Annotated in this window: 13 protein-coding genes; all 13 read right to left on the reverse strand. The window is 44.5% G+C overall.

Annotation, left to right across the window (positions count from 1 at the left end; translation table 11 throughout):
* Nucleotides 1–41: 41 nt before the first annotated feature.
* The 13 genes from IEW26_RS21315 to IEW26_RS21375 all read right to left on the reverse strand — a co-directional run bounded on the left by IEW26_RS21315 (nt 42) and on the right by IEW26_RS21375 (nt 25,975).
* Entirely contained in the window at nt 42–2,765 is a 2,724-nt protein-coding gene (locus tag IEW26_RS21315) for a stalk domain-containing protein (protein WP_188593802.1), read from the reverse strand.
* Nucleotides 2,766–3,061: 296 nt separating this feature from the next.
* Nucleotides 3,062–6,790, reverse strand: coding sequence for a SwmB domain-containing protein (locus tag IEW26_RS21320; RefSeq protein ID WP_188593803.1), 3,729 nt, complete (start codon nt 6,788–6,790; stop codon nt 3,062–3,064).
* A gap of 216 nt (nt 6,791–7,006) precedes the next feature.
* A complete protein-coding gene (metK, locus tag IEW26_RS21325) occupies nt 7,007–8,209 on the reverse strand; it encodes a methionine adenosyltransferase (RefSeq protein ID WP_188593804.1) in 1,203 nt (400 codons plus the stop codon).
* Between the two features lie 255 nt (nt 8,210–8,464).
* Nucleotides 8,465–8,740 carry an alpha/beta-type small acid-soluble spore protein gene (locus tag IEW26_RS21330; RefSeq protein WP_188593805.1) on the reverse strand — a complete coding sequence of 92 codons (276 nt, stop codon included), beginning with the start codon at nt 8,738–8,740 and terminating at the stop codon, nt 8,465–8,467.
* A 137-nt stretch (nt 8,741–8,877) separates the two neighbouring features.
* Nucleotides 8,878–9,435, reverse strand: coding sequence for a hypothetical protein (locus IEW26_RS21335; RefSeq protein WP_188593806.1), 558 nt, complete (start codon nt 9,433–9,435; stop codon nt 8,878–8,880).
* 105 nt (nt 9,436–9,540) lie between these two features.
* Nucleotides 9,541–11,817, reverse strand: a complete 2,277-nt coding sequence (locus tag IEW26_RS21340) for a DUF4352 domain-containing protein (RefSeq protein ID WP_188593807.1) — start codon at nt 11,815–11,817, stop codon at nt 9,541–9,543.
* Nucleotides 11,818–12,305: 488 nt separating this feature from the next.
* The gene (locus IEW26_RS21345; RefSeq protein WP_188593808.1) at nt 12,306–15,248 is read right to left on the reverse strand and encodes an S-layer homology domain-containing protein; all 2,943 of its coding nucleotides are present in this window, start codon (nt 15,246–15,248) and stop codon (nt 12,306–12,308) included.
* 589 nt (nt 15,249–15,837) lie between these two features.
* Complete coding sequence (locus tag IEW26_RS21350; RefSeq protein WP_188593809.1) at nt 15,838–16,179, reverse strand: hypothetical protein; 342 nt, start codon at nt 16,177–16,179, stop codon at nt 15,838–15,840.
* Between the two features lie 205 nt (nt 16,180–16,384).
* A complete protein-coding gene (locus IEW26_RS21355; protein ID WP_188593810.1) occupies nt 16,385–20,269 on the reverse strand; it encodes an S-layer homology domain-containing protein in 3,885 nt (1,294 codons plus the stop codon).
* A gap of 165 nt (nt 20,270–20,434) precedes the next feature.
* Nucleotides 20,435–21,562 (reverse strand): glycosyltransferase family 4 protein, encoded by a 1,128-nt coding sequence (locus IEW26_RS21360; RefSeq protein WP_111269088.1) that lies wholly within the window; start codon nt 21,560–21,562, stop codon nt 20,435–20,437.
* A 378-nt stretch (nt 21,563–21,940) separates the two neighbouring features.
* Nucleotides 21,941–22,699 carry a WecB/TagA/CpsF family glycosyltransferase gene (locus IEW26_RS21365; RefSeq protein ID WP_188593811.1) on the reverse strand — a complete coding sequence of 253 codons (759 nt, stop codon included), beginning with the start codon at nt 22,697–22,699 and terminating at the stop codon, nt 21,941–21,943.
* A gap of 7 nt (nt 22,700–22,706) precedes the next feature.
* Nucleotides 22,707–23,978, reverse strand: coding sequence for a polysaccharide pyruvyl transferase CsaB (gene csaB, locus IEW26_RS21370; protein ID WP_188593812.1), 1,272 nt, complete (start codon nt 23,976–23,978; stop codon nt 22,707–22,709).
* Nucleotides 23,954–25,975, reverse strand: a complete 2,022-nt coding sequence (locus tag IEW26_RS21375) for a DUF5693 family protein (RefSeq protein ID WP_188593813.1) — start codon at nt 25,973–25,975, stop codon at nt 23,954–23,956. The genes csaB and IEW26_RS21375 overlap by 25 nt, the downstream gene beginning before the upstream one ends.
* Nucleotides 25,976–26,102: the final 127 nt, after the last annotated feature.

Here is a 26,102-nt window from a genome sequence, read left to right on the forward strand (position 1 = left end):
TCGACTCCATTTCTATCGTTTCCGGTATATATCATACCATATCACGATGAGATGGTAACGGTCTTCGTGTTCTGTTCCCATTTTACAGTCAGACCAAGCTGCTCCGAAACAAGTCTGAGAGGGACTAAAGTCCTACCCCCGCTTACGTATGGTGCAACTGATGCGCTCTGTCTTTTGCCATTCAGAACAAACTCTTTCTGACCTACCACCAGATCGATCAGCTTGCTGCCGCGAATTACGGTAATCCGCTGATTTTTACTGTCCCAGCCCGCCTGTCCGCCAAAGGCGTCCAGCACGTGTTTGATGGGCACATATGTTGTTCCATTTTTAATGACTGGTGCTGCATCAATCGCTTTGGTTGTACCATTCACCGTCATCGACTTCTTTCCAAGCACGAGAGAAGCTGTTCCCGTAGGCAATCCGGCTTCGCTGGACTTGGATGGCATCGTGAAGGCAATATTGTCAAATGCCACCGTTCCTGTCATGGCGCGCTCATCCTGCCCCTCTTCCACGTTAACGACATACACACGCTTCAGCTTCGCCGGATAAGCAATGTTCAGCCCATTCAGGTCCACATTCACCTTTTTCCATCCATTCCAGTCAATCGCTTTGGCCAGATCGGCATATACCGTTTTACCCTTAGCATCGGTAAACTCGGCACGCAGCCAGTTCAGGCTCTTGTCACCCATAACATCCATAGACATGGAGGTTGCAGAAGCAGAAACCTCGCGGCCTGTCGAACCGTTCAGCTGAGCGTAAGCGTACATTTTGCCCGTTCCACCTGTCATGTCGTAGCTGAGCTGCAGCACCTTGGAGCCGGCCTTATCACCCGTTCCTGCAACGACTGCAGCTGACCCTGTTACTCCTGCCGCATTCGTTGTGAAATTAATCGGATAGTTCACGCTTTCGAAGTTTTCCCAGATGGTTTCGCTATCTGCTGCCGAGAGCACAACGACCGTGCTGAAGCCATCATAACGACCGATCGCATAACCAACCTGCGCTCCAGCATTCACAGACGATACTGTCAGCTGATCTCCTGCCACCTTGCCTTTGAAGCCTACAAATTCCCAGGCGAGCGAGTCTGCCGGTACAGTTACACTTTGCCCACTCTTCGTTGTCGCGGTCACTGGAATCGAAACTGTCGTACCCGCCTTGAGCGAACCAAGGCCTGATCCTGCCGTCAGAGACGCCAGCTCACTACCGCCCAGCACCGTGACCTTGATGGAGGAGGAAGCGCCGCTGCTTGTAGCTGTCAACGTTGCTGTGCCCGGCTTCACACCTTTAACCGTTCCGTTGCTTACACTTACAATGTTATTGTTGCTTGATTTCCAGGTCAACGGAATATCGCCTGTGGCGATCGGGTTGTAATACGTGTCATACCCTTTTGCCGTATACTTGCCTTCCTGACCCGCAAGCAGTGTCTGACTGCCGCTTACCGCAAAGCCCTTCAGCTTGCCTTCCGGTGCTGTCGAGAATACACCGAGTGTGTTCACCACCTGGCGCTGCTCTGTGCCGTACTCGGTATTAAACGTCAGACTCGCAGATTGCTCCCCGAGCGGACGTGTTACCATCGTCGTTGAGCCGCCGCCGTCCAGATTCATGCCTTTCCACACCCCGATGCTTGTCATAAAAGACTGAAGCTCGGTCAGTGACAAGCCGCTGCTGTTGCTGTTTTTCTCCGCTGCGATGATGTAGACATAACGCCCGTCCTGAGAATAACCTACCGCTGTTCTCGCACGAACGCCGCCAATACCGGACGCAACAATATCCCGTGAGAACGGTGTCGATTGTCCGCCGTTGACGAGAATCGTATGACCGCCGATCATCATCTCCAGATTGCTTGGATCAACCGATTGTCCTGTCGTTTTGGCGACCAGCTTGTAGTCTGCACCCAGTGTCTGACCAACAGACAGATGACTCATTACCCAGGTTGCCGCAGTACCATGTGCCCGCAGAATGTAGCCGTCCTCCGGTACAGTCATATTTAATGCTTTTTTATCCGAAATCTGTGTGATGACCCCGTTCTGTACAAGCACCTCTGTCGGCGTGGTGGATGGATCGTTCGGACGTTTGGTTGACGTCCAGGCAGGTGTATAAATATACATGGAGTTGGCATGGCTGTATGTACCTGAACCCGTCTCAACGGTATAGTCCTCCTTATTTATCCCACGCAGAGCGAAGGTTGAACCATCCTGTGCCTTAATTGTGCCGTCAAACGAATATTCGTCGATCATCGGCTTGCCATCTTTGGTTACGGTGAGGGCATACATGCCCTTCAGCTCTGAAGGTGTGGACACCAATACCCCGTCAGAGACTTGTCCGCCAATCGGCGCGAGTTCCCCGGATACGTTGAAATAATCCCCGTTCACGGCAGCGACTGCACCGTTTTCCTTGGCCATGCCGCCTGTGCTCTGCTTGCTATTCAAATTGCCGCCCTTACCCGTCATCACGTCCAGCTTCACATACGGATTCTGCAAATCCACCTGCACGACATCTGCAAGTACATTGACCTTCGAGCCTGAACGTGTCGTTGTATATCTGTATTTCATGAGCTTCGCACCCGAAGTCAGAATTTCCTCACTCAGCTTGCTTGTATTGGTTGATGCCGCCGCTGCTACAGACTGCCAGGACGTTCCCGACCACATCTGTCCACCCGCACTCATCACCGGTGCAATCCAGATCACACCTGCCAATGTCACGATCGCCCACTTCTTTGCTTTGCTATGCTTTACGTCTTGCAGCTGTTTCCCATGTTTCCCCAGCATGTTCGAACCGTCTCTCCCATCTTGTATATCAATCTTAGATATCACATCTATGCCGCCAGACAGCAATACATAGAGCGACCCCTAGTATACTCTTCTATTAATAGACTGTTTTTTGTGGAAAAAGTTACGCCGAAAGCCAACAATCAGGCATAAATTGGCTATTATTTAATGCATAAGACTCCTATTCTCTGTGTAATCTGCAATCTCCGAGAAAAAGACGCTTCAAGAAATATACATTCTCGAAGCGCCTCCATTTGATAACTAAAGTATAAAGCTATATAACTGACTCTATTGCCTCACAGGTAACCGAGTTTATCCAGAACCCTTTTCAACATAACTGCTGCCTGTGCCCGAGTTGCATTGCCTTGAGGCACAAACGTATTCGTTGTCATACCTTGAATAATGCCTTCCTGTACTGCCTTGGCAACAGAATCCTTGGATTGAATCTTGTTACTATCCTTAAACTTGGACAGCGTTGATGCTGCCGAAGTTTTGAGTACGGTTGGCTGACCTGCATAATCCAAAGCCCTAACCATCATGATGGCCATCTGCTCACGAGTCACGAGGCTATCCGGTTTGAAAGTACCGTCCGTATTCCCCGTGATGATACCTGCTTTAGCTGCTGCACCTATATATGCACCTGATATATCACCATAACGAACATCCTTGAATTGTTGGGCACTAGCATAGTCGCCTGGCAATCCCAACCCTTTTGCCACTAAAGTAGCAAATTCTGCTCGTGATATTTGCTGATCAGGAACATACAAGGTTCCATTTTGTCCGTTGATAATCCATTTCGCAGACAGCTCACTAATGACGTCCTTAGCCCAGTGTGAAGCAGTATCCCGATATGAAACGGGATGAGATGCAGCCACTATAGCCTGATTGCCTTTCAGTTGTCCTGTTATAATAACAGCTCCAGTTGCATTGGAGAAATGATGAGGAATATTAGCCAGAGCTGAAGTACCTTGATCAATGTATACCAGACCCGTAGCCGACCCTGTTGTCGTTGAAGGCAATCTGATTGCAATTGAACTCTTCACCAGTTGTTCTGCACGCTGTCCACTGTAGCCATTATATGCTGATAGATAAACATCCGTAATGTCAGATACTCTTTGTGCTCCGGCGAATGCAAGCATACCGTCCATTGTACCGGAGACAGTTACAGGAATGGATTCAAGTTGAATATAAAAGTATGATGAGCCCGAACCTGCATTCACGCTTTGTGCAATACTGGAAGGATTCAGGTCTGACAAAGCCACTGACCACAGACGATCTCCATATTTCACCCCAATAAATGAAAAACGTTCACGTGAAGCAATTTCTGTTAACGTGTCTATTGGGAATCCTACATAAGCTGATGCTTCTGTGGAAGGAACTTCAAATACGACCATTCGACTTGAATTGTTGCTTAAGCTTGCATATTGAAATGCCTGATTTAACTTGCTAGCATCCACATTAAACTGGCGGGTAGAGCGACTATTGCGCGACTGGGCAGAAGTTGTTGCCGCTGCATCCGTGCTCATGACATACATAGACTGGTTAAAAGCCGATGTGTCCGATACGGTTAGCCATGATGGCAGATTGCCACTTAAACTTCCAGTATTGGTAGTTGAACCGGTGTTTTGAGTTTGACTAATCGATAAAGGTCCAAATGCCTCAACAATGACATTATCAAGTGTACGCAACGGGATTATCCCCGGTGCATAACTTACAGTTCCTGTTTGTCCAATGGTGCCCGAACCGGATAACTTCAGAGTTAGTGTTGTACCAGTTGATGTAGCAGAAACCACACTTACCTGTGAGCCTCCCAACTGTACACCGAATTGAGATGGAGTAAGCATAGTCTGTGACTGCAGAGATTCTCTAAAGGTAATGGTCAATGTATCCCCTTGCAATGCAGCGGATTTCACCATACCATTACCCGCTGTGTAGCTTACAGGAGTTAAGTTGATATAACCAGCGGGATTACCGTTTAAGTCCGTCAGACGCAACGCACCCGGTACATAAGAAAGTGTTACATTCTGGTTCGTACCTACGGCTGAAGCCAAAGTCAGCGTGACTGTTTCATCTTCAATATCCGTGTCGTTTACAAATAAAGGCTTACCATCTACAAGGACAGAATACTGGCTTTTTAACGGTTTGTTGGATGTTCTAAGTGGCTCGTTATAACGGATCCATAACTTCGATCCACTTATTTCGGCACTCTGAAATTCAGGTGCCTTGGTATCGATGCTATTTCGGACATAAAACCCGGTAAATCCGGCAAGAGCTTGTCCACGACTATCTTTTACAGGAGAAGAGCCAGGTACATACGAAACACGAACCACTTCCCCATCAGTAATGGAGCGGCTCAGGTTCAATGTAACCATTGAACTATTAGTTAAGGATATGCTGTTAATTCCTACCGAAGACTGGTTTGCAGTAACACTGAATTGTGACACCGCATTACTGGAGTTAATATATACTGTTTCCGGGTAGTAGAGATTAATTGTACTGTAATATACAGTTCCTTCCCGTGGTTTGGACATGACCGAATCCAGTGTATTTTCCACATCTCGTGCTGCAAACGAAGCAGCCGGGTTCAGCGAATTATCCTGTATTGGACGCAATCCAGGCGTATACCCGATCCGGACAACCTGCCCTACAGCAACACCTGTATCGAGTACGACGTATACGCTATCTCCTGATACGTATGCAGTGCTGACATTGCGTGCTTCCCCATTTACTGTTACCGTGAAGCTGCTTAAAGCCGGATTCGCGCTGAACAAACTTTCATCGTAAGTAAGTCGAATCGTATTGTTACTATACATCTTAGCTGTTTTGAGAACCGGGGCTGTAGTATCTCTGCTAAGCGTCTTAAAGCCCCATGAACTGGTACCTGTCAATCCTGTAAAGAGGTTACCAGCCTTGTCCCTATATACATTTGCAGGAATATCCACATAATAATTTGTGTTGCTTTCCAGAGTACTCTGCGGAACAATTCGCAGTTGTCTATTGTTTGAAGTGCTAATGGTTGTTGTTACGGCAATGGTTCCACCATTGGCCTTTCTCAACGTCGCATTGCCTGGATAATTGGTATCAAGCTCTTTATTAAATGTAACCGTTAGTTCTCCCGTCAAAGGTGCATTCGTCGTGCCGTTCGTTGGGGAAACAGATGATACGGTGAGAGCAGTAGGATCCGAAATGACGCCAAAACCCCACTCGGTCCCGGTAATTCCACTGGTGTCGTTCCCCAGTTCATCCCTTAAAAGACCTTCTGGCATAACAACGTAATATGTGCTGCTACTATTCCAGTTTTTCTCCGGATCAATCACAATGGAATTCGTTCCCAGACCATTAACACGTGGAGAACCTGCATTCACAGGTATTTCCTCATATAATGTAGTCCCTTGAAAAATCTGCAGTTTCCCGGCACCTGCAAAAACCTTTTTACTAAATGTCATTGTTATGTTAGATGAAGGTGATACCTGCATCGCTGCATTCGCGGGAATCTTCTCTACCAATGATGCCGTGCCTACACCTTGTGTATGGAACGTCCATTCTTTGCTCAGTCCATTGAAAGCAGTATTATTCTCATCCGCGTATACAAATGAATTTTTATCAATTTGAACATAATATGTCCCTCCGGGCAGAGGTGCATGATTAATCGTCACTTTTTTCCCTACATTCGGAACATTGGCGTCATCTGGTGTAATGCGAATATTACTTGATTCCGTCGGGTCCACTAAGATAGGTGGAATAACATCCGTATCATCTGACACACGTTTTATTGATATGTATCCACTGGTTGTCCCGGATGCTTTTCGAACAGGTTGGCCAAATTCGAGCTCCAATGGGTCTGCACCATTTACGTTCTTCTCTCCTGTTACAGGTAACGTTGCCGTGACCCCTAACGTAGTTAAGTTATCTGCTGCAAAAGCAGTGTTTTCCACTCCAAGCAGACCTGTTAGCCAACCTTGGGCAGTTAATAGTACGATTAAAAGTCCGATTGTACTCTTCTTGGCCATTCTTTTCAAACGCACCGATTCGTCCCCCTCATCTTATATTTCTTCTCCTGTCTATTGAACAGACCTCATTATGTATGTCGGTTAGAACAAACATTTTATTTAGCCAAAAGGAAATAAAAGGAATATTATTTCATTTATCTCCCCCTACTTAGCCAACAGCCAACTGCTTATATACGCAAAAGCCCCTGATTCCTTATCGGAACCAGGGGCTTTGATCTGTCGCAGTTAAAGTTACAGACCAGCTTGAGCTTTCAACGTATCTGCTTTGTCCACTTGCTCCCAAGGTACATCCAGATCTGTGCGGCCGAAGTGACCGTAAGCAGCCGTTTGTTTGTAAATTGGGCGACGCAGATCCAGCATACGGATAATGCCAGCTGGACGCAGATCGAAGTTGTTACGTACCAACTCAACCAGCTTCTCTTCGCTGACTTTGCCAGTTCCATATGTATCCACGTTGATCGATACCGGATTGGCTACACCAATCGCGTAAGCGAGTTGAATTTCAACTTTGTCTGCAAGACCTGCAGCAACAAGGTTTTTCGCTACGTAGCGAGCCGCATAAGCAGCGGAACGGTCTACTTTTGTCGGATCTTTACCCGAGAACGCTCCACCGCCGTGACGTGCATAACCGCCGTAGGTATCTACGATAATTTTACGTCCAGTCAGTCCTGCATCTCCTTGTGGTCCGCCAATAACGAAACGTCCTGTTGGGTTGATGAAATATTTAGTCTGCTCATCCAGCAATTCAGCCGGAACGACAGGCAGGATAACTTGTTCTTTAATGTCTTTTTGAATCTGCTCAAGGGTAATCTCTTCAGCGTGCTGAGTGGATACCACAATTGTATCGACACGAACCACTTTGTCGCCGTCATATTCGATAGTTACTTGCGTTTTACCGTCCGGACGAAGGTAATCCAGTGTACCGTTTTTACGTACCTCAGCAAGGCGACGAGCAATACGGTGGGACAATGCGATTGGCAATGGCATGAGTTCTGGTGTTTCATTCGTTGCAAACCCAAACATCAGACCTTGGTCACCCGCACCGATATTTTCTGTTTCGCGAGCGACTTGAGCCGGATCACGGTTCTCCAGTGCTGCGTTAACCCCTTGCGCGATATCTGCAGACTGCTCGTTCAGAGAAGTCAGAACGGCGCAAGTATTGTAGTCAAAACCATATTTGGCACGTGTGTACCCGATTTCCTTAACCGTATTACGTACAATGGCCGGAATGTCTACGTATTCAGAAGCTGAACTGATTTCACCGATGACAAGCACTAGGCCTGTAGCCACGGAAACTTCGCACGCTACACGAGCGTTTGGATCATTCGCCAGAAACGCGTCCAATACGGCGTCCGAGATCTGGTCGCAAATCTTATCCGGATGTCCTTCGGTTACAGACTCCGATGTGAATAGATGTCGGCCTTTAACAGACATGAAGTTTCAACCTCCCATAACTAGTAGTATGGCGATTGCCCGAACAAAACATTTACGGTGATTCGTTCACTGTACCCTCGAAAGCTTTCCGGGCGGAATAAGGACGCAGGGTCCGCGGTTACGAAGATAAGGATTTTTCAGGTAATTGCCTTAACAAAAAATCAACCTTTTCCTCTTGGAAAAGGTTGCATACCTCAAATGTCATCTTATCGCATTTGTCAAGCCGTGTCAAACCAAGTGGGATAAAGAAAAATCTTATAATAACTGCTTTTCTGCCTGACGAATCAGCCTTTTCGTAATCTCTCCACCAACCGATCCATTCTCACGGGAAGTCAGATGGCCCCAGCCTTTGTATTGACCGTAGGAATGATCACTTATGGCACCCAATTCAGAACCAAACTCAGTATTTGCGCCAGCAAGTGCACTTTGACCATACCCAACATTCAGACCAAACTCGGCAGCAATCTCATACTTCATCTGATCCAGCATCTGACGACTTTCCGGTACTACTCTGCGGTTGCTTCTAGCCATAATTCCGGCACCTCCGTTAAATTGGTTTGTACAATTATAGAGTGAGCAGGAACCCAGATGGCTAGCCGTATAAATGTTTGTTAGAACTGGTTAATCTACACAAATCAAATGAATAAAAATGCGCATATATGCTTAACCTATTTCAAAGAATATCCGCCGCGAACCATAACCGTTAGGCTGTACTTGTTCCCGTCCAATACCGTTATACCCCGTCCATCCCTTGGAAAAGAGAGCAGGTGATTGGTCGGCGCGGCCTGTCCATTCGTCAGGTCAACCCCGTCCGTCAGATCAGCTACACCATTCGTACCTTCACTGACGATCACAGCCTTGCCGCTGCGTACAATGAATTCCGCGCCAGAGGCACCGATGAGCTGTTGGCCCGGCTTCACGGTAACAATCTCTACTGCATCAGATGCTCCAGATACCACCGGTGGAAGCGATGTATCACCACCTGTGCTGCCTGTCCCTGTAGATCCGCTATTATTGCCTGCGGAGCTTCCCGATCCAGCATTAGTACCGCCGTTTAAAGCCTTTTGAATTTGTTGATCTACATAACTCTTCGTCACAACCGGATCATCCGCTGTGCCTGGTTGAATGGTGCCTGCACCGATAGCTGTGTTGCTGTATACAGATCCAACCCACACCCCAACACCGATAGCAAGCGCAGCCAGAGATACTTTCATATAAGGTTTCATTAATGATTGTACCTTCCCTTCTATAAAACCAATCTACATATATTTGTCGTCATTTTCTATCATATCTTTAATAGAAAGATTTAACAACGATGCTTACTCTATCAATTATTCAGCACCTGGTAGATTGCCGACAGCTGGAACAAAGCCCATCGCCTGTGTTGCCAGTTTAATCCGTTGACCTTGGAACTCATCATATATGGCAATAGTATAAGCTCCACTGCGTCGATCTTCAAAAACAACATCCTCAACGGTCCAATTCAAAAATTTATTGTTTCCTTCCTTCAAATCTTTATCAAGCACAATTTCTTTGTCGAATACTTTACCGGTAGGCTCAATCAGCTGCACAATAAGTTTATGTTCACTTTCTGGCATGTTCATATCGTTATTCCGTACAGCATCATAATTCCATGAAAGGTTTACAGTAGACCCCCCACTAAGAGAAGCTTTAAAATCTCTTGTTTGAAGAGTGAATGGGTAGATCTCAAGATTCTTAATTGTATTTAATGTCGACTCCTGATCGGGCTTTAATTCAAACGAAGCCGCATCAACATATCCTGCACCTGTAGTTGTTCCTTCTTTACCCGTGTCTCCACTTATTGTCTCACCGATCAACAGCTTCATATCAGACACTACCGTTTTTCTAGGGATTTTGGACCACATGGTTACTAATGCAGAATCACCTGGTCCTGCTGGATAATCAATCTGCTTAACCGTTGTTTTATAATACTCACCATTTTTAGATTCGTAATATCCGGTTAATTTGGCAAGGTCAATCTGCCGATCCTCAATATTTTTCACCTGAAGCTCCGTGTACACGATATCAGAAGATGTTCCTGGGTAAATCAGTGTTCTCTTCACTTGGAGTTCGGATTTCTTCCCAGGCGTATTCAACGCATAGTTAGACCCCAACTCTACTTGCGGTATCTGCGGAAGCTGACCAATGTGAGTCAGTCTGATCAATTCAGATGTGTTCTCACCCACAACTTCAGATAGCGCCACTTGCAATTGGGCTACATCCAGATTGGTAGGTAGTGATGTTAACAGATGTACATCAATAGACATGCCTGGTCCAAGCAATCCTGAGTTCTGACTAATTAACAATTGAGTATCTGCTATATCAGCTGAATCTATCGATAACATCCCTTTGAGCTGCGGGAGTTTAAGAGTATTGGTTGAAACATTGCGTAAAGTAACTCTTGCGGATAAAACATCCGCATTATCCCAAGGAAGACGCTGAACAGAATTCCATGTGACACCCAATGTTCCATTTTGAATCTGAAGAGTGCTCTCTGTACCAATAGATTGCTGCATGGAAGTAGCTTTGGGAAGAATGTATGTTCCCGCAGGATACGAGAATTTAATTTCTTTGCTTCCCGTACCCTCGGTGCCCTCAGCTTTTGGTGTATTCATAACCAACTTCAGTGTTCCATCAGCTTCATCATAAGGCAAACTAAATGTCAGACGAATTAAGCGCTCCTCATCTGGTTTCAATTTCAAATTATCCAGTGCCTTGGTGGACAACGGATAATCATTTCCCTTTTTATTTTGAACCGAGAAATCATATTTGGGTACGGCAACTTCCCTTGATCCCGTATTTTTAAATTTGAAGTTGACTGTATAGTAGTTATTACCATGAGTCTGACTGACACTGACATCTCCCACACTCGTAGCCATCTTGCCCTTGTTATCTTCGAGCGTTATGGTATGAACCTTTCCAACCTTAATTTCTGTATTCTGCAACGAGGTTGATTTGGGCATTTGCATAGTGGCAAGTGGAATAACTGATTTCTCAGCTTCATTCTCTTGAACCATAATAAGCTCAGCCCCATCCAGTTTCACCTTCTTGGGAACGGTAGTTATATAATTGATGCTTCTGGACTCTTGAGGCTGTACGCTGTACGTTGTATCGTTTGAATTTAGATTAAGCGGATAACTACTGCCACCCTTTGTTCTCAGAACCCACTTCACATTAGGATTTTCCAGTCCTTTATAACCAACGTTATGCAGATTAATTTTAACACTTGCATAGTTGGATGTGTCCGAGGCAGAGAATGTCTGTAGACCCTGGACTTTAATTTTCACCGGAATATCATTGATCCGTACCTTTTTGACTGTATTCACTGGGGTAGCCACTGTATACGAGTCAGGAATATTGATTTTCCCTAGAATGCTTTCATAATTGGGCTTGCTGAAGTCCCATTTAACAATTTCAAAATTCAGATTGCTGAGCTGCACGTTTTTGCCAACAGTCGTCACATATGTAACGGATAGAGTAGAGCCAGCTGCAACACTCTTTTTCTCTGCATCTTGCGTCAGCAATTTGGAAGTATAACTTGTTCCACTTTTACTTCTAACCTTTGTCCAGTAATCGACCAGCTGCAAGCTTTTTTTCTCATTGTTCGTATACGTGAGGGTGTACGTAATCAGCTTGCCTTCGTCTTGAGTCAGAACATTGACATCCGTAATTCTAACACTGCTTTTTGATGATAGCTTGACAACCGGAACATTAGATAACGTCTTGACAGCCTTTTGAGTTTGGGATGTGTTATTAGGTGTTGCGGCTTGAACCATTGGAACATTGTTAATCCAAGCGGCTTGAGTCAACCCCAGTACGGTAGTTGCAACAATGACCTTCTTCAGTTTATTTTTCACTTGAAACCTCCATACATAGATTTCCATAATACATATATTATAGACGAATAATATGTATAGGAAGTTTCAAAGATATTACTATTTACTTTTAGAAGATTCAGTAGATAATGTTATCTTGATGGAATTTGTTATTTGCTCAAGATAATCTTCTAAGTGTTCTCTTATATAGAAAAAAGGTCCCGCGAAATCGCGGGACCTTTTCTTTAAGTTCTTTTTAATTAAGGAGCAACAGGTGCTGTGATTGTGCTGTTTTGAGCAGCAAATGTGATTGTGCCCAGAGCGTTATCATTTTTATCTGTTACTGCTTTAGCAGAACTGTTTGTGGAACCATTGAATTTCAATGAAACAATTGCGTTTCCGTTATCTGCTTGTGCAGCAGAAGCTGTGGCAGTTACAACAATTTTATTAGTTCCATTAATTGTGACAGTTTTAATGTCAACTTCATCAGAACCGATGTTCAGAGTGAACAAATCTGTAATGAATGAAGGATTTACTTTTGTAGATCCAACTACTTCTTCAGACAATGTGATAGTCGCAGTATAGTCATTACCTACTTTTGTGAATTGACCACTCACAAATGTTGGTGCAACACCATCTTTAACTGGAATTGGAGTATCGATAGCTTTGATTTTGTTACCATAAGCGTCTTGAGTGTAAGTCGAAACTGTAGATACGGTTACACCAGCTACATTCACTGGAATTGCATTGTCGGCAAATTTCAACAACAATGTTTTGTTATTGTCAGCCAGTGTGTAAGAAGTTGGTTGAGAAGCAACACCAGATACGGAGAAATCACTCAAGTTAACGTTGGACAAAGCAGCATCAAACTTGATTTTGATTTCTTTGCGACTAGTAGCGTATACATCGCCAGTCACACCGATAGTAGAACCACTCAGAGCATCTCCAACAGTAAAGCTTCCGTTATTGAAGTATTTGCCTTCGGAATCTTTGATGTAGCTTGCAGTTACTTCAACTTTACCAGTCCAATCGAATCCAGCAGGAATAGTTCCAGTTACTGCGATTCGTACAGTGTTGGTAGAGATCAAGTTAATGTCATTGTTTTCTTTAGCGATTTGGAAAGAGCGTCCAGCGTTGTCTTTTACGATGTACTTAGCTGCTTCCAGCGCATTACCTTCGCCAGTTGTTGCCAACGTTTTGTTGAACTGAACGAAAATGTAGTTCGGCTTAGCGCTAGACACATCAGCCCATACGCGGGATACTTTACCATTTTGAGCAGTATTAGCGTTCAGAGTTGCAGTGTAAGGCAACAATACGTTACCAACATATGCATTATCTACCACGCCTGATACAGTCAATGTATAAGTTGCGTCAGAAGACAAGCTGCTACCCAAGTTTACAACAACAGTTTTATTGTTGTCTGTGTATACTGGTTTAACAACTGGGTGTCCATCTCCATCAATTCCTGCGATGGAAGGCACTTTACCTTCAGAGTTTTTCAAAACATAGTTGGAAGCATCAGTTGCAGATTCCAATTTCAGAGATTTGCTGAACTGGAACTTAGCATAGTAATTTCCGTTTTCAACATAGAAATCAGTACTTACAACAGTAGGACGAACAGTATCCAATGTTGGAGTCACTTTAGCGTCTACAGAAGCAGAGTTGTTGCTGTAGTCACTTACAGAAGCCAAGTGGATTGTGTTCTCAGTGTAGTTCAACGGGTTATTGAACTTCAAAGTTACTTTATTGTCGTTGATTTCGATGGATTGAGCACTGTTACCAGATACGTTTGCATATGCACTTGCAACGCTCTTAACAGTTTCATCGAATTCAACTGTAACTTCTTTCAAGTCGTTAGATTTAACAGAAACAACTTGTGGAGCAGCTGTATCTTCAGTAGCAGTGAATTTACTTTCTACTGGAACGATAGTCAGACCTGAGAAGTCTTTAACATCGCTAACACGCAGAGTGTGTTCACCAGCAGTCAGGTCTGTAGTTACGATAGCCGTGTTAGGGTATACGTACTTAACAGAAGCTGCAATCACGTTGTTGTCAACGCGGAAAGAAGTAGCGTTAACTGTAGATTGTTGAACTGGCTCACTGAATACTACTTTGAAAGCTTTAGTTCCCAGAGCTTTAACTTCTTTAACTTCCGGAACTGCTACATCAAGTGGAGTAAACTCTACTTTTTGTGTAAATGTTTTAGTTCCATCAGCGTTTTTAACGTTGTTGATTTGCAGGCTAGTTGCTCTTTGGTTAGTCAGAGCAGAAGAGTTTGCATCAACCAACAAAGTTACAGTTGTTTTGTCATCGGAAAGTGTTGCACTTTTGAAAGTAATGCCGCTAACAACATAGTTATTAGTGCTTTCAGCAGTTGCTGGATCTACAGTACCGTCGAACTTAACAGTGATTTCTTTCAAGTTTGTAGCAGATACAGAAGATACTGCTTGAGCTACTGTAGTTACATAAGTAACTTTTTCAGTGAACTCTTTATCTTTGTAAGTAAATTTCACTTCAGTCTCTTTGTTAGCTTCAAGAGCTTTATCCAAAGTTACTTTAACGGATTCACCGTCGCTCATTTTGAAAGTAACAACTTTACCAGCTTCAGTTACATCGTAAGAAGCAACTTTCAGGCTTTGCTCTTGATCAACTGCATAAGCAGCGCCTACGAGCAATTCGCGGGAAGCATTGGACTGGAAGTTCAGGCTGGAATCAACCAATCCTGCATTGATTGCCGCTTGAACATAACCTTTAGCCCATGCGGATGCTGTGTTGTTAGTTTCAGTTGGAACTTCAAGGTCAAGTGCACGAGTCAAGATGGTAGCCATCTCTTCGATTGTTACTTTACCGTTGAAATCGAAGATTTTTTTCTCAGTGTTTTTACCTTCCATGATGCCTGCAGCTGTTACTGCTTCGATGAAAGGAGCAGCCCAGTTTTTAGCATTGTAGTTTTTGTCAGTGTAAGAATATACACCAGTAATTTCTTTCAGACCAAGCAATTTAGTGATAACTTTAGCGAACTCAGCGCGAGTCATCTCTTTGTTCAGACCAGCTGTACCATCTGGATAACCATTGAAGATACCTTTTGCTTTCAATGCATCAAACTGTTGTTGTGGTGTAGTAGCTGTATCACCAAATGCTACAGATGCAAACATCGAGAATGCCATTGCTGTAGACAAAGCTACGGATAAAATTTTCTTCATAACCTTTTTTTCTCCTCCTTGGGCGTTCATAACATGGGAATTTTCTTTAATAGTTTCGCTCGTGTTCCTCATATATTGTTGCACCCCCTTTCCAGAGTCCTGAGCAAGTTAATATAAATGATGTCTGTGAGCTTATCACAGAAACTTGTAAACTAGCTTAATTTTAGAATCATACGAAAATAGAGTAGTTTCCTAATCCTACCTAACGTATTATACAATGGGTTCCTCTCGCCGTAAAGCAATTTTTTCTAATAAATAGACAAGATTCTTCACGAGGTCATTCTTGGTAAGAGGCCCAATGTTTTTGACTCTACATCTTAAACGCAGTAAATTTCAAAAAGTTGCGGGTTCTTCAAAAAAAGTTTTGAACTTATTTATGTATTGATACAGTGCGGGTAATTTATAGGGTCCAAAACCTTGAATCAGTACTATTGTGGTGGTCATGTCAATTTTTCAATTGTGTCTGAATTGATGCGAACGTTTATTTATACCCGCTCAGCCTATACATGAAGCGACAAATTGTCCCATAAGAAAAATAAAAGGCATTCCTTAAGGAATGCCTTCGTACCCAGTTATTTCTATATAACGCTTAGCGAATTTTCATCGCAAGATCGATAATTTGAGCACGCATCTCTGGATCACTATTCAGTCTCAAATACATATCATCAATTGGTTGTCTGTTTTCACGGTACGTCTTTTCATGCTTCATGGTGGTGTGAGACCATTCAATCAGTTCATTCTCAGCCAAAACCAAGTTGTTATATGCGTCATGGAAGCCAGTCGTTTGCACGAGTCCTTCCATCACTTCCTGAGTAACTTCCTGCGTTTTGCGTGTATCTTCTATTTTCTTTTCCAAAATGACTGCCTGCTTCTCGAACTGTGTCTTTGCTTTCATGTAGCCCAACTGGGCCTTCGAATAAATCGGTTTCATTAGCTAACTTCACCCTCTAGATCATTGTGTATTTACCGTTATTGTATCTTAAACTCTAACAAATTACAAAAATAGTTATTGGTAAAAAACAGTTTTCTACTATTATAAATAGTATTCTTTATCAATTCCTTAGCAGTCAAAAAGACCCGCCCCTTTAGCACAAGGGACAGGTCCTTCCAATAATGCATAAATGAACTTTGATGAACTAGCTCAAGTTTTTAGGGAATACTTTGGTGCTTTTCTTGAGCAATTCAACAGCAATTTTACCCGCTTCTGCACGAGTCAAATTACCTTTTGGATTGAAATTGTATTGTGGCTTCTTCTGGCCGGCAACCGTTACAGCTGCTCCTTCCATGATTTTAGCCTTCGATACCGCCATGATGGATGGACCTGCATATTTCTCAATGCTGCCTGAATCCAAAAATGCCTTAGCAAGTGAAGCATCCAGCTTACTATCATTCGTTGCCAATTTAAGCTTCAGAGCACGAGCAATCATGACTGCTGCTTGTTCACGAGTCAGCGGTTGATCCGGTCCAAACACACCGTCTGTCAGACCCGTTACAATTCCTGCTCTTGCCGCTGTTTCAATACGGTCATAATCCCATGTCGCAGAACGCGCACCTGGTACGAGATCCACGAAAGTACGATTATTGTCCGAGTTAATCGGCAAATTAAGACCTTTAACCAGTAGTGTCGCGAACTCTCCACGTGTTGTTTGATCATCTGTACCGAATTGCTCAAAACGCAAGTTGTTCATAAATCCTTTGGAATAGAGGCCATTCAAAATATTACGGGCCCAATTATGATTCGTTATGTCATTATAGCTGCGACTCAACTTCATTACTTTATAGTAGCCAAATTCATCAAATGGCACAGTAACCGTATGTGCTTTGGTATCAACCTCACCACCTATATTTTCCCACTGACGAGTCGCTGTATACCGATATACAGTAATTGTAGAACCAGCTTCGTCTACCACGTTAGAATCAAAAGCCAGCGTAAGAGTTCCCCGCTGTGATGGTGTTATTTTGCGCTCTGTAGGTGTCTGAGGATTACCAAACAACCCTTCTACGGAGTAAGGCGTCAATCCATCCGTTGGAGCTGCATACGTAGCTGAGCCCAGATCTCCCGACTCACCCAAGCCACCATTAATCCAGTAGATTTCGGAGATTTTCCCAAAGTTACTAGATGCACTTGTTGATCCAAAGTTAAGCAAGTACTCATCCGGAATACTCCAAGCCGGTGCACCACTATCTTCGCCAGTTCCAGGGAAGCCAATAATGTTACCATAGTCATTGCGGCGTTCTACAATCCCCGTAGTCGGGTCAGCAATACCGAATAGAAGTTTCGTATCAGGATAGTACTTCGTAATACCTCGCGTACTGGTGCTTTGCATTACAGTACCTTTCGGGAAACTGAGTTGAAGTCCCTTATTGAATACTGTATATTTGGTTGCCACCTTCGGTGCCATGTACTGAGCATCTACACCTACAGTACCTGTGTAGAACACTTCAATGGTATCCGTGTTACTTGTACCAGCACGTGTGATTGTGATTTTGATTTTATTTCCTTTATCTTGTTTCAATCCTACATAGTCATATACAAAACGGTTTTCTCCCAAATCTGTACGTTTTACAGCAGGATCTTTACCAATAAGGACTTCTGTTGCCCCCTCTGCTTCAATGTCAAAGTGAACAAAGTTTTTATTGACCACAATTTGCTTGCCAACGGTTGGTTGTGGAGACAGAATGCGATAGGAACTCACTTCTCTGACTATCTCCAGTTTTTGCGATGTCTTCGCTCCGGTCTCGTTGATTAGCTCCAAGGTGTAGACATATGTTCCTGGTGCATCTGCAACCAAATCCTGAACACGCATAATAAAGTCTTTTTGATCACCTGCGAAATCATAAGTGTAGCGTTCACCGGCAAATGTGACCACGGCATTATCTACTGAGTTAACTGGCAAGTCAACTGACAGAATATTTTTGGTTCCCATATTCAAATTCATTTTGACTGCACCGCTACCGCGCAGAACCAAATCGTAGTTTTTTAAACTAGTCGTGTACTTACTATCATTGTAAATAAAGTCAGGTGTCAGATTGAAAATCTGTGCAAGCTGAGGGTTGTCCGCGCTGAATTCTTTTGGCGGAAAACTAGGACGATCTTTTCCCACAGCAGGCTGGAAGTTAACAATTGTAGAAACATTATTATCAATAACATAAATCCGTAGCTCTTTACGAATTTCACGTGCTTGGCCTTTATCATCCTTACCTGTACCTGTCAAAATGATTCTGTTTTCCCCAAAGACCAAAGGTCCGTCCTTTAAAGAAATATTTAGTTTGAAATTGAAGGCGCCAGTAGTTTTATCTAACCAGGTAGAATCAAGATTCTCTGTAGTATTAGTTGATTTAACTTTTGCACCGTTAGCAAACACTTCTGCAACAAAATAATTACTATTGATTGTGTCCTCGAAGTCAATATATTGTCCTTTGACTGCAAGTGTATTTCCATTTCCGGAATCCACATTATACGTTTGACCATCAGTCAGATTTTCAACATAAATATAATTTTTGGATGCATAAGAAATCGTAACGTCTTTATAAGCTGTAGAACTATCGTAGTTAAAGCGAACGGTTTGGTTACCGTTCTTTAATCCAACCACTTTGAAGATATAACTAGTATCTGAAACTGTGGCCACATAGTTAACCGTAATTCCGCTTGTCCCCAGTGGAAGGTAATTGGCTTTCAATCCTGTCTGCGGATTAGCTGGTTTACCGTTTGTATTGACCAAGATGTAGAAGTCACCAGAGTCCACTTTCGCACCGTTCAATGATTCACCAGTCGGGAGATTGTCGGTACCACTTCCACTATAACCCTTGAGGTACTTCAGATCAGTGATTACCGTTTGACCTTTCATGTACTGGAAATCCATGCGTTTGCTTATAGTCTTTGTTCCGTAAGTCACGGATAATGTATGATTCTGATCTTGCAAAACCACGCCAGCAGTATCTTTGTTAAAGTTTACAGCGTCGATATCAAAGGAAACTAACCAATATGAAGGCGTGTTATCTTTTAAGCTCGGAATAAAAATTTCTTCAGTAAAGATAGGCGTCTCTTTTGTTGTGTTGTTATCTACGTAAATTTCTGCACCTTCACTAAACTTGTTTTTGTTTACTTCATCATAAGGAATCAACATCTGTACATGCACCTTGGCTTTGTCCGTATCTTCCGTAAATACAGGCTCGACACCAAGTAAACTTTGTGCATTCCTACTGGAATCCAACAGGTCCAATTTCACGATTGGGTTCTTTTCATCATAGTAAAATAATGAATAGTTGAACGTTAGTGTGTCAGAACCATTTTGTACAACCAGTTTCAGATCATTCACACCTGGATTCAGCTTAAGCTGCGGTGAGAAGAAAGAATAATCTTGTAGAAGCTGTGTTGCCAAAGCTTGGCCATTATTAACAGATACCGTCACTTTCGTAGCATTTACAGCTTTACCTTGAAGCGTAATCTCGTCTTTATTTACTACAATTTGAGTTCCTTCATTAAGGTCCAGGTTATCTGTCCCACCGAGAACTTGCAACTTTTCTACGTAAGGTACTTGGTCAAACAAGATATAAAACGTCTCAGAACGTTCATTCTGTCCTTGTGCACCCGTAAATGTGATGCGGTTCATACCCGGATAAAGGGTGACATTTGCCTTGAAACGATTATCCGGTCTATCTGTATCTAACGTTACTACTGCTGGAGCAACACGTGCAGGATCTTCTACCCAACGATTTGTGCTTTGGTCCCAGTTCAACAATTGAATGTTTGCACCCAGTGTTGAACCCGTTACTTTGGTGTACGTACCAGTAATCGTTTGTTGGGCATCTGTTACTTTATATACTTTATCTCGTGTTATCTGATTAGCCCCTGTTGTCAATGTTAAATCAACCGTATTTCTGAATTCGGAAATATCGGGAGTAAAATAACTCGTCTGTTTGTCTGCCGCCGATGCGACTGGTGACAAGCCTGCCGGTATCAACGATACAATCAGTGCCACCATCATAAGCCAAATCATCGGCTTCTTCGTACGCTGCATGCAATCATCTCTCCTCTTTTTAAGTCAGTTACCGTTATTTATCGGCAAATAGGTTCCAATTATTTAGTAAAAATCTCAATAAAAACAAAAAAAGCCTTATCCACACGGGATAAGACTTGGGGCTGAAATGATATTCAACAATAGCAGTAATCATTATGAATGTATTTAAGATTTCGAACGGGTCTGCGGGTTCAGCTTGACGCGCATACGCATCAGGAAGTTGATGACCGGCTTTCTCGTTTTGCTCACGAGACCGATGACCTCCGCGCCCACTTGCAGGAAAAACATCATGATACAGATGACAACAAAGGTCACCCAGTTAGCTTCAAACATCGCTGCGGAGGACTGGATAATCGCCAGTACACCGAAGAAAGCAGCAATTCCGTAAATGATCAGCACCGTCTGACGGTGGCTGAATCCAAGCTCACGCAAGCAGTGATGCAAGTGACCTTTATCCGGTGAGAAGATCGGCTTCCGTTGTACCGCACGACGAATAATGGCAAAGAGCGTATCCGACAGCGGCACGCCGATAATGATCAGCGGTGTAATGAAGGACACCACGGCAATCTGTTTGAATCCGAGCATCGACAGCATAGCCAGAGAGAAACCAAGGAATAACGAGCCCGTATCCCCCATGAAAATTTTGGCCGGGTGGAAATTAAAGAACAGGAATCCGATAATGCTGCCAAGCAGCACCAGACACATCAGAGCAATCATCGTATTGCCCATCAGGAAAGACATCACTGCAATTGTACCAATGGCAATACCAGACACGCCAGCAGCCAGACCATCCAGTCCGTCAATCAGGTTAATGGCATTCGTTACCCCGACAATCCATAGAATTGTCAGCGGAATCGATACCCACGTTTCAAGGGAAGAATACGCATCCTGGAACGGAATGTTCACGAAGTCTACGCGGATGTTAAAACCGAACACAACAACTGACGCAGCTACAATCTGGCCAAGCAGCTTGACTTTGGCTGACAATTCAAAGCGGTCATCCAGTGCACCAATCAATACAATGATGGTACCCCCGATCAGAAATGCACTGACAAAGCTCATATCCCTGGTCGTAAACCATGAGGATACAAATGGAAGCAGCGCTGCAACCGTAACGATAAATGCCAGATAAATCCCGAGACCGCCAAGACGAGGCATAATCCGGGTGTGCACCTTACGTGCGTTTGGCTTATCCATAGCACCGATGCGGACTGCGAACTTTTTGACAAGTGGTGTCAGAGCTAAAGCAAGTCCCATTGACACAAGAAATCCAATGATAAAGATCGCTACCATTTGAACATTCGACCCCCAATTATAATACCGTACAAAAATTATAAATCCCCTGATCTCTTTTTCTTTCTATATATAAAAAAATGTTGTTTGTCACTATTGATGAAAATCCCTGTTGCACTTTTAACGGAGAGGGCAGAAATAACCTGTAGAAGCGCAGCTCGCATTTATCAACGAATTTCATCCTTGAACAAGGATAAATAGAAATTTGGGGATAAGGGCGATCAGAAGGTTATTCTGACATCGGAGTGGTTATGTGCAACAAATCCGGTTTTCATGGAGTGGCACACGTGTGCCGGAATGAATTATACGCTGATCACCTGTGAAAAGCTATCTTCAATTTCTAGCAAAAACACGCAATTATCTCGCAATTACCTGTTTTTAACGGGCTTTTGTCACGTTTTCTTTGTCCCGCATCACTTTCAGAGCGAATTTCGGGAGCGCAAGCATACGTCCAGCCCGGCTAGGCTCACGAAGCAAACGATAAAACCATTCCAGTCTCAGCTTTTGAAACAGCTTGGGTGCCCGTTTCATTTTGCCTGAGATGATATCAAAGCTGCCGCCAACCCCCATGGTGACAGGAACCTGCAGCTCATGCTTGTATTTGTGAATCCAGGGTTCTTGCGTATCCGCCCCGCGAGCGACGAATAACAGATCCGGTGCAGCCTGCCGAATAGAAGCGACAACCTGCTCATCCTCGGCCGGACCAAAGAAACCGTCTCGATAACCCACAATACGAATAGCCGGATACTGCTGTTGTAACCGATCTGCGGTAGCTTGAATCACCTCAGATGTGGAGCCAAGCAAGTACACGCCCCATCGATAGTTTTCTCCAACTCGCAGCAATTCATGTAAAAGATCAAACCCCGGTACCCGCTCGGCTACAGGTTCACCGCAATAATTGGCAGCCCACACCACGCCGGTTCCGTCTGGAACAATCATCTCGGCATCCTGCATGACCTGCATCATCGCCGGATTTTCCAGTGCGGCCATGACCATAATCGGATTGGCTGTAATGATCTGATGCGGCTGTTTGGACAGCACTGCTTGCTCAAGCACCTCGACCGTTTCTTTCATCGTTAACTTGGAAAAAGGAATACCATAGATCGAAACGGTAGGAATAGATCCCGTCTGACTCATTGTTATCTCATCCTTTGCGGCCTAAATAGGTAATAATTTGCTTTGCAGGCTCTCTGGCCTCCTGCTTCAACGCCGTAATGCGATCCTCATGCTGCTTCAGCCATTGGGAACGCTGGTCCAACAATCCGGCTACCTGCTCGGCAAGCTTGTCGCCATCCAGTGAGCCGGTATCTCCCGCTGGTTCGCTCTCCAGTCGAAGCAGGAACTGATCGATCTTGGGATCATATGAAATGCCGACTGGCAGAACGTACTGGGAAGCGGCGTAGATCAGACTGTGCAATCTCATACCGATCATGAGATCACACCGGCTCACTTCCTCCAGCATCAGTTGAGGATCGGTAAGGTCCTCTGTGATACTGATCTCACTGCCTTTACGGGTTATATCACCGAGCATCTCCATAATAAAACGCGAGGCCTGCACATCATCAGGCAGATGAAATGGCAGGAAGCGCAGATGTACTGCCTTCCTGGCAGCCAGCTTCTTCAATCCGGCAGCAATAGCCGTCAGCTCCTTGCGATCCGCTTCCCAGAAACGAACGGACACACCGATCACTGGAAGCTTGACATGTTTCGTCTCTGATGTATCCGAGCCTACTTGCTGCCGCTCCAACGTAATATTAGCGTCAACATCTACACCAGAAGCATCATGGGCAACCACAGTGCTGTTACCACCATCAGCAGCAGTTGCATCTACAGTATTAGAAGTAATATTTCCTCCAACACTTTGTACAAAAGCTTTCTCCGGTAACGGCAGCCCCATCACCGGATCAGGCACAACATGAATTTGATTCCACTTCAGCCCAAGTCTGCGTAAATAATCTGCGGACTGCTCATCTCGTACCGATACGTAGGTACAGGACTTGAATACCGATTTGATCATCGGATTAAATATTTTACGGTTCACAGGGCCAATGCCCTGAGCATAGATAAATGTAGGCTTTTTCAACCACTGAGCCAGCTTGATCACACCCAGATAATAAGGGATGGACTTCAAACCCGTTGCATCCTGAAGCAGACTGCCTCCGCCGCTGATGAGTCCATCACTCTCCTTGAGCGCTTCACGAACTTCCTTTAGCTTCATTCGGTGTACCGCACGAACGCCATACATAGAGGTTGTCCATGCAGGGTCGACCGAGAGCACAATCGGTTCAATCGTCACATTGGATCGCTGACTCTCTTCCTCCAATGCGGTCAGGATGGACTTCAGTACAGCCTCATCTCCGCTATTGCGAAATCCGTAGTACCCTGAAATGACTAGCTTTTTAGTAGTGGGGACCATTTTTTCCAACATCCTTCCGCGACTTGCCACACACCCACAGCAATGATACCAATGATCAAGCCAAGTCCGAGTCCCATCACACCGCGAATCAGTGACAGTACAGCCGGTGTATGAATATGCGCAAATGTATCCACCATAGACAGTTGACCCATCGTAGCGATAATCAGCGCAAAGATGACTTTACGGTATTTTAAAGCGGCGAACACGCCAACGATAAACAGTGGGTGTCCAAGTACAAATTCTTTAAATCTCGGCCGAACACCAAAGGTATCCTCCAGCGTTGTACGCAGGAACATCTCAAATGGCGTAACCGAACCGGAGTTGCCTGTACGGCTCAAATAATAATATCCAACAACAGCAGCAACAAGTGCCAGTATCACCATAATGACGGTAATTGGCATACGGAGCAAATCCTTGATCTGTTTCACGGAGATTGAACCGGAGCCGCGATAGAACACAATATAGAGTGCTACCAGCCCGATCGGGGCAAAGTGCAGCAGGCTCACACCACGGAACTGGTTAATTACCAGACTGTACGTAATGTTATTCAACAAAGCAATCACAAAAGGTACAGCTACGAATGTAAGAATTGAAGTTCTTACATACAGAATAATCGTCTGTTTCAAACGGCGACCCGCAGAAGCATCCGGTTGACGAAGCTGCTGCGCATTAACAGTGCGAACCGCGAGTACCATTGCAATGGTTGGTGCAGCAATCGCCGCCAGCAAGGCAATCGCCTGCTCTAACAGCGTTGGCTTCAGCAGGAACAGACCTGCGCTGCCCACCAATCCAAGAAGGAATACAGCAATCGTGATTACAGGTACAAAATAAGAAACCATGAGTGATATTAAAGCGATAGCCCCAATAAGCGCAACCAGCTTCGCATACCGCTGAATGGACGAATCCTTCACCGTGAATGCTTCGGCTTGTCCGAGCTCAAAGCCATGCTTGGCCATACGCTCAACGGCATGTCCCGGCTCGCCCAGACTGTTGATCAGATTTTCGATCGGATCTGTGATCGCCGCTTTGGCCGTATTCCGGCTTGGTGAAGCATTCAAATAAATCATACGAATGTTGCGATCCTTCGTTGCCAGCACGAAACGATCGGCAATTGTATCCACCGTCAGATTCGCATCTGCATCACTTAACGAGTACAGACGAGCTACGTTGTAATCAATTTTGTAAGCCAGCGTCTGGAATCCAGCCTGCGGTTTCTTGAGATTTTCAATAGCAGCCAGACCGATATGATGTTTGTTCAGCAGTTCAGCAAACTGATCCAGACTTTTCATCTCTGCATTATCATTGTACCCTTTGACCGCATCTCCATCAAACAGAATACGTGTCACACCATTCTCTTCAAAGAAGGTAAGCAAACGTTCCATGGATTGCTGATTGTATGGCACACTGTCCGAGATACGGGGTAAAATATGAAAACCTTTATCACGTAGCATTTTCACTGCAACCGGATCGGGCTGCATCGGCTGCATGTTCGCATTCTCCGGCGGTGTCTGTAATATTAAGCCGCTGCGGCCTTCGAATTCCCAAGCTTCAACAGGAATCTGACGCTCAGCGAACGTTTGTTCAATGATAGGGGTGTAAGTCTTTGCGTTCTCTTCCGACGTGAACAACACGTACGTATAGTTCGCATTGGGAGGAATGTTGCTTTTCGTCATATTCGCAATATCCTGACCAGAGTACACCATTAAGCGGCGTGTTTTCTTGAGCTCGTCCAGCGTGCTCTCAAAAACAGCCATCGTTGTCACGCCAGCCTCTTTGAGCCGCGCTGCTTGTTGATCAATAAAATCCTGGGGATGAGCCTGATAAGCTGAAATATCCAGCAGTCCTCGATAATTGAAGACCAGCTCCACTTTATTCGCAGAAGATTCCGTCTGCACCCGATCACGGATGACAGGAATGGATGCTACCAAACCGATAATAACGATGAGCCACAACCACTTGCGGGAAGCATTATTCCATAAAAGCCATTTTTGACGCACTACATGTACCTCCTCAGTTGTTGGAACCAAAACTTGTTTTTGCATGCCCCGAAGGGATTAGTCTCAGCATGTGTTAACATGCGCTCTTATATGCCAGCATACCTGCTCTTTTATTTCAAAGAAAAGC

The sequence above is a fragment of the Paenibacillus silvae genome (assembly GCF_014639235.1).
GTDB classification, from domain to species: Bacteria; Bacillota; Bacilli; order Paenibacillales; family Paenibacillaceae; genus Paenibacillus; species Paenibacillus silvae.

Bases quoted from the DNA above. Each gene is read 5' to 3' on its own strand.
- IEW26_RS21315 (WP_188593802.1), bottom strand. From the start codon at position 2,765: ATGCTGGGGAAACATGGGAAACAGCTGCAAGACGTAAAGCATAGCAAA.
- metK (WP_188593804.1), bottom strand. From the start codon at position 8,209: ATGTCTGTTAAAGGCCGACATCTATTCACATCGGAGTCTGTAACCGAA.
- IEW26_RS21330 (WP_188593805.1), bottom strand. From the start codon at position 8,740: ATGGCTAGAAGCAACCGCAGAGTAGTACCGGAAAGTCGTCAGATGCTG.
- IEW26_RS21335 (WP_188593806.1), bottom strand. From the start codon at position 9,435: ATGAAACCTTATATGAAAGTATCTCTGGCTGCGCTTGCTATCGGTGTT.
- IEW26_RS21345 (WP_188593808.1), bottom strand. From the start codon at position 15,248: ATGAAGAAAATTTTATCCGTAGCTTTGTCTACAGCAATGGCATTCTCG.
- IEW26_RS21350 (WP_188593809.1), bottom strand. From the start codon at position 16,179: ATGAAACCGATTTATTCGAAGGCCCAGTTGGGCTACATGAAAGCAAAG.
- IEW26_RS21355 (WP_188593810.1), bottom strand. From the start codon at position 20,269: ATGCAGCGTACGAAGAAGCCGATGATTTGGCTTATGATGGTGGCACTG.
- IEW26_RS21360 (WP_111269088.1), bottom strand. From the start codon at position 21,562: ATGGTAGCGATCTTTATCATTGGATTTCTTGTGTCAATGGGACTTGCT.
- IEW26_RS21365 (WP_188593811.1), bottom strand. From the start codon at position 22,699: ATGAGTCAGACGGGATCTATTCCTACCGTTTCGATCTATGGTATTCCT.
- csaB (WP_188593812.1), bottom strand. From the start codon at position 23,978: ATGGTCCCCACTACTAAAAAGCTAGTCATTTCAGGGTACTACGGATTT.